The 12,310-nt window shown below is 70.3% G+C and carries 10 protein-coding genes and 2 pseudogenes; 3 read left to right on the forward strand and 9 right to left on the reverse strand.

Annotated elements, in window-relative coordinates:
* The first annotated feature begins 35 nt into the window (after positions 1–35).
* The 3 genes and pseudogenes from ACTVZO_RS19830 (at position 36) to ACTVZO_RS19840 (ending at position 2,604) form a co-directional block, all read left to right on the forward strand.
* On the forward strand, positions 36–389 hold the full coding sequence (locus ACTVZO_RS19830; RefSeq protein WP_443299665.1) for a hypothetical protein: 354 nt from the start codon (positions 36–38) through the stop codon (positions 387–389).
* 175 nt (positions 390–564) lie between these two features.
* Positions 565–693: pseudogene (locus ACTVZO_RS19835) on the forward strand (inorganic diphosphatase); the annotation flags it as partial.
* A 270-nt stretch (positions 694–963) separates the two neighbouring features.
* Positions 964–2,604: a threonine/serine ThrE exporter family protein gene (locus ACTVZO_RS19840; protein ID WP_443299666.1), complete on the forward strand. Its 1,641-nt coding sequence runs from the start codon at positions 964–966 to the stop codon at positions 2,602–2,604.
* Positions 2,605–2,711: 107 nt separating this feature from the next.
* On the opposite strand, the gene ACTVZO_RS19845 is transcribed toward ACTVZO_RS19840, so the two are convergent.
* The 9 genes and pseudogenes from ACTVZO_RS19845 to ACTVZO_RS19885 form a co-directional block, all read right to left on the reverse strand.
* The gene (locus ACTVZO_RS19845; protein ID WP_443299667.1) at positions 2,712–3,404 is read right to left on the reverse strand and encodes a DedA family protein; all 693 of its coding nucleotides are present in this window, start codon (positions 3,402–3,404) and stop codon (positions 2,712–2,714) included.
* Between the two features lie 142 nt (positions 3,405–3,546).
* Positions 3,547–4,305, reverse strand: coding sequence for a MerR family transcriptional regulator (locus ACTVZO_RS19850; protein ID WP_443299668.1), 759 nt, complete (start codon positions 4,303–4,305; stop codon positions 3,547–3,549).
* A gap of 83 nt (positions 4,306–4,388) precedes the next feature.
* Positions 4,389–5,189 carry an ABC transporter permease gene (locus tag ACTVZO_RS19855; RefSeq protein WP_443299669.1) on the reverse strand — a complete coding sequence of 267 codons (801 nt, stop codon included), beginning with the start codon at positions 5,187–5,189 and terminating at the stop codon, positions 4,389–4,391.
* Entirely contained in the window at positions 5,186–6,121 is a 936-nt protein-coding gene (locus ACTVZO_RS19860; RefSeq protein WP_443299670.1) for an ATP-binding cassette domain-containing protein, read from the reverse strand. The genes ACTVZO_RS19855 and ACTVZO_RS19860 overlap by 4 nt, the downstream gene beginning before the upstream one ends.
* A 116-nt stretch (positions 6,122–6,237) precedes the next feature.
* Positions 6,238–6,882, reverse strand: a complete 645-nt coding sequence (locus ACTVZO_RS19865; protein WP_443299671.1) for a PadR family transcriptional regulator — start codon at positions 6,880–6,882, stop codon at positions 6,238–6,240.
* A gap of 35 nt (positions 6,883–6,917) precedes the next feature.
* Positions 6,918–7,430, reverse strand: a complete 513-nt coding sequence (locus tag ACTVZO_RS19870) for a DinB family protein (protein ID WP_443299672.1) — start codon at positions 7,428–7,430, stop codon at positions 6,918–6,920.
* A gap of 107 nt (positions 7,431–7,537) precedes the next feature.
* A pseudogene (gene mrdA / locus ACTVZO_RS19875) lies at positions 7,538–9,613 on the reverse strand (penicillin-binding protein 2); the annotation flags it as partial.
* A gap of 57 nt (positions 9,614–9,670) precedes the next feature.
* Positions 9,671–11,128 carry an aldehyde dehydrogenase family protein gene (locus ACTVZO_RS19880; RefSeq protein ID WP_443299673.1) on the reverse strand — a complete coding sequence of 486 codons (1,458 nt, stop codon included), beginning with the start codon at positions 11,126–11,128 and terminating at the stop codon, positions 9,671–9,673.
* 89 nt (positions 11,129–11,217) lie between these two features.
* Positions 11,218–12,096: a helix-turn-helix domain-containing protein gene (locus tag ACTVZO_RS19885; protein WP_384229075.1), complete on the reverse strand. Its 879-nt coding sequence runs from the start codon at positions 12,094–12,096 to the stop codon at positions 11,218–11,220.
* Positions 12,097–12,310 lie beyond the last annotated feature (214 nt).

Below are 12,310 nucleotides of genomic sequence, written 5' to 3' on the forward strand. Positions count from 1 at the left end.
CCCCTCGTGCTGCTCAGGTGGGGTGGGGCAAGGCGATGATCCGTTCGAAGGAGCGGATGATCGCCGTGTTCCAGGGCCAGGTGTCGGGGAGTTGCACGGCGGCGTCTGCGCTGGCCTCTGACGAGGCGGGCGGGGACGTGGAGGATGCCGTAGCGCAGGGTCTTGGGGGTGGCTTTGGCCAGGTCGAGGGCGAGGAGCTGAAATCAGCAGCTGAGGTCAGCGGCGAGGGTGGTGGCGGTGAGCCAGGCGGCGTTCACATCCAGCTCGCGGGAGCGCAGCAGGCCGATCCCGGACGCCTTCTGGTCACGGATCTTCGGCTCGACGCGGGCATGTTCGCCAGCACACCCCGACGCTACGCCAAGGGTGAGTTTTCGTCTCAGTCCGTCTGATACAGCCCCGTCCGTCAGCGTTCACGCGTCCGGACGCACTGCGAGTCCTGGGGCCCCGGGCCGGGCCGTCTCCGGGCCGTGGGACGACCGCCAGGGGGCACCTTCGACCACCATCAACCACCACCCACGCGCAGCTCAGCCAACGATTGGACGTAGCCGCAGGTCAGCGCAACAATTCGAGGTCTACAAGGACCTGGAGCCGGGCAAGTCGGTCGAGGGCGCGAACTGGGTCGGCCGTACCGAGGCCGAGGCCGAGATCGAGGCCTCGTACAAGCGCCTCGAGGCGCAGGGCGGCCACCACTAGGCTCCGCCGGTGAGCGGGCCGGCGGGGACCTCCCCCGGCCCCTCGGGCTCGACAGCGGGCGGCACCCCTCGACGGGGTGCCGCCCGCTGTCACGTCCGGCCCCGTGCCCCATGGGCCCCCGCAGCCCCGCGACGGGGGCCGGGGCGTAGACCCGGGGAACCGGGGCAGGGCGGGTAGAGGAACGGCCGGCGGCGGGAGGGACGCGGCGTCGCCGGGGAGGAAACGGTTCCGCATACTGATACGGCAGGTGATCGCGGAGCTGGAGGGCGCGTGGCGGAAGCCGATGGGGTGGAGGACCGCAAGCCCCAGTCCGACGAGGCGCACAGCGCCTTCACACCGCCGCCCGGGATGGAGCCCGAGGCTCCGGAGGACGATCAGCCCACCTCGGAGTTCGCGCTCCCGGCGGGCGCGGAGCCGGTGCAGCCCGAGCCCGAGGGCTCGGCCTTCGCGAACCCGGCCACGTACAGCGCCGCGCACTCCCCGCCCGCCTACACGCCCGGCCAGGGCTTCCCCATCGCCCGGCTGAAGGAGTCCCCCTGGCAGGACCGCATGCGCACGATGCTGCGCATGCCGGTGGACGTGCGGCCCGTGCCGGACCTGGTGCAGCGGACGGCCGAGACCGGGCCCGCCGTGGGCCGCGTGCTCGACCTGACCCTGCGCATCGGCGAGCTCCTGCTCGCCGGCGGCGAGGGCGCCGAGGACGTGGAGGCCGCCATGTTCGCGGTGGCCCGCTCCTACGGGCTGGACCGCTGCGAGCCCACGGTCACCTTCACCATGCTGTCGATCACCCACCAGCCCTCGCTGGTGGACGACCCGGTGTCGGCGAACCGGACCGTGCGCCGCCGGGGCACCGACTACAACCGGCTCTCCGCCGTCTTCCGCCTCGTGGACGACATCAGCGCCCACGAGATCGACGTCTCGCTGGAGGAGGCCTACCGGCGCCTCGCCGAGATCCGCCGCAACCGCCACCCGTACCCCGGCTGGATGCTCACGGCCGCCGCCGGACTGCTCGCCGGGGCGGCTTCCACGCTGGTCGGCGGCGGGGTGCTGGTCTTCATCGCGGCCGCCCTCGGGGCGGTCCTCGGCGACCGGCTGGCCTGGCTGTGCGCCGGGCGCGGGCTGCCGGAGTTCTACCAGTTCGTGGTCGCCGCGATGCCGCCGGCCGCGATCGGGGTGGCGCTCAACATGACGGGGATCGACGTCAAGGCCTCCGCCGTGATCACCGGCGGGCTCTTCGCGCTGCTGCCCGGACGGGCCCTGGTCGCGGCGGTGCAGGACGGGCTGACCGGCTACTACATCACCGCCTCCGCCCGGCTGCTGGAGGTCATGTACCTCTTCATCGGCATCATCATGGGCGTGCTGGTCGTGCTGTACATCGGCCTGCAGTTCGACGCCTCCCCGCGGCCGGAGGAGGTCCTGCAGATCCAGCAGCGGCCGCTGATCCAGATCGCGGCCTCGATGGTGCTGGTGTTCACCTTCGCGGTCCTCCTCCAGCAGGAACGTTCCACCGTGTGGATCGTGACGCTGAACGGCGCGGTGGCCTGGGTGACCTTCGGGGCCCTTCACTACGCGGGCCAGATCCCGCCGGTCCCGTCCACCGCCATCGCCGCCGGGCTGGTCGGCCTGTTCGGGCAGCTCTTCTCCCGCTACCGCTTCGCCTCCGCCCTGCCGTACACGACCGCGGCCATCGGGCCGCTGCTACCGGGTTCGGCGACGTACTACGGGCTGCTGCTGATCGCCGAGAACCGGCTGAACGAGGGCCTCGCCTCGCTCGTGAACGCCGCGGCCATCGCCCTCGCCATCGCGATCGGCGTCAACCTGGGCTCGGAGGCCTCCCGCCTGTTCATGCGGATCCCGGGGGCGGCCAGCGCGGCCAAGCGCCGCGCCGCCAAGCGCACCCGCGGCTTCTGAGGGGCCGGAGGGGGGCCGGAGGGGGGCCGGAGGGGGCCGACGCGTACGCCCCGGGACCCCTCGCGGGGTTCCGGGGCGTACGGGCGGTACGGGACGGCCGGGACGGCCTAGCGCTTCGCGTGGCGGCCGCGCTGGCCCGGGGCCTGGCCCTCGGCGTCGAGCGGGGCCTGGGCGGCCGCGGCCTTGCTCTCCTTGCGGGCCTTGAGCACCTCGAAGACCACCGGGATCACCGAGATCAGGACGATGCCCACCAGGATCGGCTCGACGTTCGTCTTGATGAACTCGATCTGGCCGAGCCAGTAGCCCGCGATCGTGACGCCGGCGCCCCAGCCGATGCCGCCGATGATGTTGTAGGTCAGGAAGGTGCGGTACTTCATCGTGCCGGCGCCCGCGACCATCGGCGCGAAGGTGCGGATGATCGGCACGAAGCGGGCCAGCACGATGGCCTTGGGGCCGTGCCGGTCCATGAACTCGTGCGCCTTGTCGAGGTTCTCCCGCTTGAAGAGCTTGGAGTTCGGACGGTTGAAGAGCTTCGGCCCGAAGTACTTGCCGATCATGTAGCCGACCTGGTCGCCGATGATCGCGGCGGCCACGATCAGCGTGCAGACCAGCCACAGCGGCTGCGTGATGTATTGGCCGTCCGCGACCAGCAGACCCGCGGTGAACAGCAGCGAGTCACCGGGCAGGAACGCGAAGAGTCCCGACTCCGCGAAGACGATGACCAGGATGCCGATCAGTCCGAAGTGCGAGATCAGATAGTCCGGGGACAGCCACTCAGGGCCGAGCGCAATCGTGTACACGGGTTCCGGACTCTCCTGGATCGGGGGGCGTGCCGGGGGCAGCAGGCGGTTGCGGGCAAGGTAAAGGCGGTCTCAATTATCAACGCACACGACCCCCTCCCGGTTCCAGTTCCCGGAGGGGGTCGGGTGCGTGACGTTTCGGCTACGCCTTGCGCACGGCGTTGGCCAGGATGGCGTCCCGCAGGTGCTCGGCGAGACCCGGCCGCAGGGCCTCGTAGAACGCCTTGAAGCGCTCGTCCGCGACGTACATCTCCCCGAGGCAGGTGTGCATCTCGTACGGGCAGTCGTAGAACCAGGTGGTGATGTGGAGCCGGTGCTCCTCGGCCAGGTCCATGGCGCGCTCGCCCTCGGCGGGCCCGCCGTCCTCCATGAGGGCCGCGTAGCGGATGCCCCACTCGGCGGACTGGTCCTGGATCCGCTGCCAGTCGTCCTTCGTGTACGAGGCCGCCCGGCGCCGCGACTCGGCGTAGGCGTCGGTGCCGCCCCACCGCTCCCGCGCCTCCTGGTCGTACTGCTCGGGGTCGTGGTCCCCGAAGACCTCGAACTTCTCCTCGGGCGTGAGGTTGATGCCCATCTTCTTCGCCTCCATGGCGTGCTCAACGGCCTTGGCCATCTGCTGGAGCCGGGCGATCCGGTCGGTCAGCAGGGCATGCTGCCGGCGCAGATGCTCCCGCGGATCGGATTCCGGATCGTCCAGCAGGACCGCGACCTCGTCGAGGGGGAAGCCGAGCTCCCGGTAGAACAGGATCCGCTGCAGCCGGTCCAGGTCCGCGTCGCCGTAGCGCCGGTGACCCGCGTGGCTGCGGCCGCTCGGCGAGAGCAGCCCGATCTCGTCGTAGTGGTGCAGGGTGCGCACCGTGACTCCGGCGAATCCGGCGACCTGGCCCACGGAGTAGCCCATGTCCGCCTCCCTCCTCGTTCCGGTCGGGTACGCCCTTCACTGTGGGCCCTCACGCCGCGTGAGGTGCAAGTCCGCCGGGACGGCTACGTGCTCAGGCCCCTGAAGCGGCGCACCGCCAGCGGGAAGAAGACCGCCAGCAGCAGGAGCGGCCAGCCGACGGCCAGCAGGCCGGCGTGCTCGAAGGCCCAGCTCACCGGCTCCCCGGCCGGGGCGGAGGCCGCCGCCGGGTTGCCGAACAGGTCGCGGACCGCCGTCGCCGTCGCCGACATCGGATTCCATTCGACCACGGCCCCCAGCCAGCCCGGCATGGACTGCGGGGTGGCGAAGGCGTTGGACAGGAAGCCCACCGGCCACACCAGGATCTGCACCGCCTGCACCAGCTCCGGCCGGCCCGCGACCATGCCCAGGTGGATCCCGATCCACAGCATCGCGAAGCGCAGCAGCAGGAGCAGCGCGAAGGCCGCCAGCGCGGCCGCCGGCGAGCCGTGCCAGCGCCAGCCGAGCAGCAGCCCGACCCCCGCCAGGACCACGAGGCCCACGGCCGACTGGATCATGTCGGCGATGCTGCGGCCGACCAGGACCGCCGAGGAGGACATCGGCATGGCCCGGAACCGGTCGATGACCCCCTTCTCCAGGTCCCGGGTGACGGCCGTCATCGTCGACTCCAGCCCGAAGGCCATGGTCAGCGCGAACATCCCGGGCACCAGGAACTCGACGTACTCGCCGTCGATCCCGCGGCCGCCGCCCACCAGGAATCCGAACATCAGCAGCAGCATCACCGGGAAGACCAGTCCGACGACCACCTGCACCGGCTGCCGCGCCCAGTGCGCCAGCTCGCGCCGGGTCATCGTCCAGGAGTCCGAGACCGCCCACGTGGCACTCATGCCGCCACCTCCTCGCGGCCGGACGCGTCCGTCAGGTGCAGGAAGACCTCGTCCAGCGTGGGCCGCCGGACCCCGAGGTCCTCCGCCTCGATGCCGGCGCCCTCCAGCGCCCGCAGGGTCAGGGCCAGGCCCGCCATCCGGTCCTCCACGGGGAAGCTGAGCGTCGAGGAGTCCGGGTCCACCGACGGGTCCGGGAGCAGCGCCGCGGCCTCGGCCAGCCGCGCCGGGTCCCCCAGGACGACGACGATCCGGTCGGCCCCGACCAGCGCCTTCAGCTCGTCCGCCGTGCCCTCCCGGGCCACCCGTCCGGCATCGATCAGCGCGATGCGGTCGGCCAGCTGGTCGGCCTCCTCCAGGTACTGCGTGGTCAGCAGGACGGTCGTGCCGCCGCCGACCAGGGAGCGGACCGCGCTCCACACCTCGGCGCGGCCGCGCGGGTCGAGGCCGGTGGTCGGCTCGTCCAGGAACAGCACCTCGGGGTCCGTGATCAGGGACGCCGCGAGGTCGAGGCGGCGGCGCATGCCGCCGCTGTACTTCTTCACCGGCTTGCGGCCGGTGTCCGAGAGGCCGAAGCCCTCGAGCAGCTCGTCCGCCCGCAGTCCGGCCCGGCGCGCGCCCAGGTGGTAGAGGCGGCCGAACATCTCCAGGTTCTGCCGCCCGTCCAGATCCTCGTCGAGCGCGGCGTGCTGGCCGAGGAGCCCGATCCGGGAGCGGACGGCCGCCGCGTCGGTCCGTACGTCGAGACCCGCCACCCGCACCACGCCCTCGTCGGGGCGCAGCAGGGTGCTCATGATCCGCACGGCCGTGGTCTTGCCGGCCCCGTTGGGGCCGAGCACCGCGTGGACCGTGCCGGGGGCCACTTCCAGGTCGAGCCCGGCCAGGGCGTGCTTGTCGCCGTACCGCTTGTGGACACCTTCGAGGGAGATCGCCAACGCGACCGACTCCTTACTCGTCCTCGCTAGTCAAACTTGATTAGCGACCTGCAAGGTAGTGCCCCGCGAGCGGCTAGTCAAACTTGATTAGAAATCATGCTCCGAGCGGCCGTCGACTACGGGCAGGACGGGGCCGACGGGCCGGACTGCGCGTACGGGTTCTCCTCGCCGTCCGCCAGGACCCCCACGAACGGCTCCCCGCCCTCGCCCGCGAAGGAGTACGCGCCGCCCTCGATCCGAGCGATCAGCCCCCGCGTCCACTCCGCCTCGGCGTCCGCGGAGTGGACCCACATGTGCATGATCTCGCCGATGTGCCCCAGTTGCCCGGGGCCGGCCTCCGGCTCGTAGTAGTCCGTCACCGACGACCGCCAGCCCGCCAGCTTCGACAGCCGCTCACCGAGCAGTTCCAGGACCTCGGCCCGCGGCAGATCGACCATGAATCCGATCGCCGCGGACAGCACGTCCGTCTTCTGGTCGTACGCCGCCAGGGCCTCGCGCAGCAGCCTGAAGTACTCGGCGCGCCCCGCGTCCGTGACCTCGTACTCGGTGCGCGGCGGCCCGCCGGCGGCGCTGGGCGCCACCTCGTGCGCGTGCAGGACGCCCTGCTTCGCCATCTGCTTCAGCGCGTGGTAGATCGATCCGGGCTTGGTGTTGGACCACTCGTGCGCGCCCCAGAACTCGAGGTCGTTGCGCACCTGGTACCCGTGCGCCCGCCCGTGCTGACGGACGGCGCCGAGGACGAGAAGCCGGATCGCTGACATGGGGCCAGGCTACTAAGCCCCGCTCAGGGCCCCGCTCAGCCCATGGCCTTGGTGCCGTCGATGCTCTCGCGGAGGATGTCCGCGTGGCCCGCGTGCCGGGCGTACTCCTCCACCAGGTGCAGGAGCATCCAGCGCATCGAGACCTTGGCGTCCTGGGGGAACCAGGGAGCCGGAGGCAGCGGGAACACCTCGTCGAGGCTGGGCAGGGCCCGGACGAAGTCCTCCAGCTCCTCGCCGACCCCTTCCCACATGGCCAGGACGGAGGGGATGGACTCGCCGTCGACGAGCTGGAAGGCCTCGCCCCAGGTCTCCGCGCTGCGCTGCCGCTCGTTGGGCTGCTGCTGGGCCAGCCGCAGCCAGTTGAGCTCGACCTCGGCCGCGTGCTTGAGCAGCCCGGACAGGGACAGCTCGCTGGCGCTGGGGCGGCTCGCGGCCTGCTCGTCGGTCAGCCCGAGCACCGATGCGCGCAGGGCCGCCCGCTGGGCCTCGACGAAGGCGAGGAGCGTGCCGCGCTCGTCGCCGAGGACCTCGGTGGAAATCTGTGCCATGACCGACCGCCTTCTGTGGGGTGCCGGGGAGCCGCTCCCCCCGACACCTCACACGCTACGGAGCATCGCGGTCAGCTCCTGTCCTAGATGCAGCCTCAGTGCGGGGAGATTTCCCCGTCCGGGCGAATCGCGGGCAGCGCGGTGGCCGGCTTCGGCAGCAGGGCCTTGGACAGGTCCTGCTTCCCCGTCGGGTCGAGGCCGTACATCGCTTCGTAGATCTTTCGGACCGCCGGCCCCGAGGCGCCCGAGCCGGTGCCGCCCTGGGAGATCGTCATGACGATCGTGTAGTCCTCGGTGTAGGAGGCGAACCACGAGGTGGTCTGCTTGCCCTGGACCTCGGCGGTGCCGGTCTTGGCGTGCATCGGGATCTGCTTCTGCGGCCAGCCGCCGAACCGCCAGGCGGCGCTGCCCGAGGTGGCCACCCCGGCGAGGGCCTCGTTGATGTTGTTCCGGGTCTTGGCGTCCATCGGGAGCCTGCCCTGCTCCTTCGGCGCGATCTCCCGGACCGAGGTCCCGTCGGCGCTGACGATCGCCTTGCCGACGCTGGGCTGGTGCAGCGTGCCGCCGTTGGCGATGGCCGCGTAGACGGAGGCCATCTGGACCGGGGTGACGAGGGTGTCGCCCTGCCCGATCGAGTAGTTGATCGCGTCGCCCTCGCGCATCTGGTTGCCCTGGCGGCAGTTCTCGTAGGCGATCTGCTCGGCGAAGCTGCCGTTCTTCTTGCCGTCCCGGCACCAGGCGTCCTTGTTCGCCTCGAAGAAGTCCTGCTTCCACTTGCGGTCGGGGACCCGGCCGGGGACCTCGTTCGGCAGGTCGATGCCGGTGCGCTTGCCCAGTCCGAACTCGTGGGCGGTCTTGAAGAACCAGTCGTTCGGGTTCTTCTTCGGGTTGATCCCGCCGTCCTTCTTCCACTCCTGGTCCGCGAGCAGGTAGTAGACCGTGTCGCAGGAGACCTCCAGGGCCCGGCCGATCGTGATGTCGCCGTGGCCCTGCGATTCGAAGTTCGTGAAGGTCTGGCTGCCGACCGAGTACGAGCTGGGGCAGGGGTAGCGGTTGTTGAACGGGTACCCGGCGTTGACCGCGGCGGTCGAGGTGACCACCTTGAAGATCGAGCCGGGCGCCGCCTGGGCCTGGATCGCCCGGTTCAGCAGCGGGTAGTTCGACTCCTTGTCGGTGAGCGACGCGTAGTCCTTGGCGGAGATGCCGCCCACCCAGGCGTTCGGGTCGTAGGTCGGGTTCGAGGCCATCGCCACGATCCGGCCCGTCCTGGACTCCATGACCACGACCGCGCCCGAGTCGGCCTCGTAGTTCCTGCGCGTGTTCTTGTCGTACTGGTCGCGGGCCTCGATCATCGCGTTGTCCAGCTCGCGCTCGGCGACCGCCTGGACCCGGGAGTCGATCGAGGTCACGACGTTCGAGCCGGGCAGTGCCTTGTCCGTCTCGCCCTGCCCGATGACCCGGCCGAGGTTGTCGACCTCGTAGCGGGTGATGCCCGCCTTGCCGCGCAGCTCCTTGTCGTACGTGCGCTCCAGGCCGGAGCGCCCCACCTGGTCGGAGCGCAGGTAGGGGGACTCGGAGCTCTTCGCCTTGGCGATCTCCTCGTCGGTGACCGGCGAGAGGTAGCCGAGCACCTGGGAGGTGTTGGCCTCGTCGGGCGCGGCGTAGCGCCGCATGGCCGTGGGCTCGGCGGTGATGCCGGGGAAGTCCTCGGCGTGCTCGTGGATCTGGAGGGCCTGTTCGGTGGTGGCCTCGTCACTGACCGGGATCGGCTGGTACGGCGAGCCGTTCCAGCAGGGCTGGGGGGTCTTGGAGTCGCAGAGCCGGACCTTGTCGACGACCTCCTGGGGGTCCATGCCCAGGACGCCCGCGAGGCGCGTGAGGACGGCCTTGCCGCGGTCCTTCATGGTCAGCAGCTCGGTGCGGTTGGCGGAGACCACCAGGTGGGTCGCGTTGTCGGCGAGCGGCACCCCGCGCGAGTCCAGGATCGAGCCGCGCACGGCGGGCTGGACCACCCGCTGGACGTGGTTGTTCTTGGCCTCGTCGGTGTACTCCTGGCCATTGCGTATCTGGAGGTACCAGAGCCGTCCGCCCAGGGTGAGCAGCAGCGAGAAGACCACGATCTGGATGACGACGAGACGGTTCTGGACCCGAGGGGTCCGGCCGGTCTCGGGTATGTTGCTCAACTTGCACTCCCCCGGGCGGCTCCACTACGCCCGGTCGAGTCTAGGACCTTTCGGATGTCAGAAAGGGAATCGGCTGCGGCCGTGCTGGACCGAGATCCACTTCTGGGTGGTGAAGGCCTCCACGGTGGCCTCGCCGCCCAGCCGGCCCAGGCCCGAGGCCTTCTCGCCGCCGAAGGCGGCCAGCGGCTCGTCGCCGATCGTCGAGTCGTTGACGTGGATCATCCCCGTCTCGATCCGCTGGGCGAAGCGGACGCCGCGCTCCACGTCCCGCGTGTGCACGGCCCCGCTCAGGCCGTAGGGGGTGGCGTTGGTCATCCGGACCGCCTCGTCCTCGCCGTCGAAGACCACCAGGAGGGCCACCGGGCCGAAGATCTCCTGGCTCATCAGCGGGGAGTCCTCGGGCAGGCCGGTGAGCACGGTCGGCTCGACCAGGTTGCCGCGCGTAGACCCGCGTACGAGTGCCCGGGCCCCGGATTCCACGGCCTGGTCGACCAGCGCGGTCAGGGCGTCGGCCTGGAAGGAGTTGATCAGCGGGCCGATGTGGGTGTCGGCCTCGTGCGGGTCGCCCGTCTTCAGGGCGCGCACGCGGGCGGTGAACTTCTCGGTGAACTCCTCCGCGACGGAGGCGTCGACCAGGATGCGGTTGGCGGCCATGCAGACCTGGCCCTGGTAGACGAAGCGGCTGAAGACGGCCGCGTCCACCGCGTAGTCGAGGTCGGCGTCGTCGAGGACGACGAGCGCGCTGTTGCCGCTGAGCTCCAGGACCGTGCGCTTGAAGTGGCGGGCGGCGACCGCTCCGACGTGCCGGCCGACCCGGTCCGAGCCCGCGAAGGAGATGACCTTGGGGACGGGGTGGGTCAGGAGCGCGTCGCCGACCTCGGCTATGTCGGTGACCAGGACGTTCAGCAGTCCGGCCGGCAGCCCCGCGTCCTCGAAGATCTTGGCGATGACCCCGCCGCCGATCACGGGCGAGTTCTGGTTCGGCTTGATCACCACCGCGTTGCCCAGCGCCAGCGCAGGGGCGACCGACTTCAGGGTGACCAGGAACGGGAAGTTGAAGGGGCTGATCACGGTGATCACGCCGACCGGGAGTCTCTGGACCCGGTTCTCCTTGCCCTCGACGGGCGAGGAGAAGATGCGGCCCTCGGGGCGGACGGCGAGCTGCATCGCCTCGCGCATGAACTCCTTGGCGAGGTAGATCTCGTACTCGGCCTTGGGACGGGTCCCGCCGAGCTCGTCGATCATCGCCTCGACGATCTCCTTCTCGCGCTCTTCGGTGATCCGCAGGGCACGCTCCAGGACCGCGCGTCTGGTGTACGGGCTGGTGGCGGCCCACTCCCGCTGGGCGCGCTCGGCACCGCGGTAGGCCTGGTCCACCTGCTCGACGGTGGCCACCGTGATGGCCGCGAGCTTCTCCCCGTTGTAGGGGTTGACGTCGATGATGTCCCACGAACCGGTACCGGCCAGCCATTCGCCGTCGATGTACTGGTGAGCCAGGTCGCTGAATATGGACATGCCATCCCTTACTGCGAGCGCGCACCCGTGCGCTGCACCGGAGACCGATCGGTCATCATGCACTGATCAGGAGTCATAGTACGTTCGAATCAAGACAGTTGGAGCAGGCCACGCAGAAGATCCCGCGTCCGGTCCACGTCGGGGCAATCGGCCTGAAGCCGCTCCATCGCACGCTCGTACTGTCCCACTTCCTCGTCCTTGTCCAGGTAGAGGGCACTGGTCAGCTGTTCCAGATAGACGATGTCCTGGAGGTCGGACTCGGGGAAGCGCAGCAGGGTGAAGGCTCCGCTCTCGCCCGCGTGGCCGCCGAAGGAGAAGGGCATCACCTGGAGCTGCACGTTGGGCCGCTGGGAGACCTCGATGAGGTGCTCCAGCTGGCCGCGCATCACGTCGCGGTCGCCGTACGGACGGCGCAGGGCGGCCTCGTCGAGGACGGCGTGGAAGACCGGCGCGTTCTCGGAGACCAGGACCTTCTGACGCTCCAGGCGCAGCGCGACGCGGCGGTCGATCTCGGCCGCGGTGGCGCCGGGCATGCCCCGGCTGACGACGGCGTGGGCGTAGGCCTCGGTCTGCAACAGGCCGTGGACGAACTGGACTTCGTAGATGCGGATGAGCGAGGCGGCGCCCTCCAGGCCGATGTAGGTCTGGAACCAGCCGGGCAGTACGTCGCCGTAACTGTGCCACCAGCCGGTCGCGTTGGCCTCGCGGACCAGCCCCAGGAGGGACTCGCGCTCGGCGTTGTCCGTGACCCCGTAGAGCGTGAGGAGGTCCTCCACGTCTCTGGCCTTGAAGCTCACCCTTCCCAACTCCAAGCGGCTGATCTTCGATTCGGATGCGCGGATCGAGTAGCCGGCCGCCTCACGGGTGATGCCGCGGGATTCTCGGAGTCGCCTGAGCTGGGAGCCCAGGAGGATGCGGCGCACCACGGAACCGCTCGCTTCTGCGGTCACTAGTACTGCCCTCCCCATCGCAATTGGCATGCGTGCGCGTCGAGGGGCCCCCGCACCCCAGGGCCCGCAGTCTGCCACCAAAACGCATCGGCCCGTACTCGTTCTGTAACGGAATCCCGGCTCTCGGAAAAGAAGTCCGTAAGTATGCGTAGGAAGAAATGAGCAAGAACCATCACGGGAGTGGACAGGTCCGGCGCGTGCACGTGCATCTGCCCTTGCATCCGGCTCTCCC

The organism is Streptomyces sp. IBSNAI002 (assembly GCF_052244475.1).
Classification (GTDB): domain Bacteria; phylum Actinomycetota; class Actinomycetes; order Streptomycetales; family Streptomycetaceae; genus Streptomyces.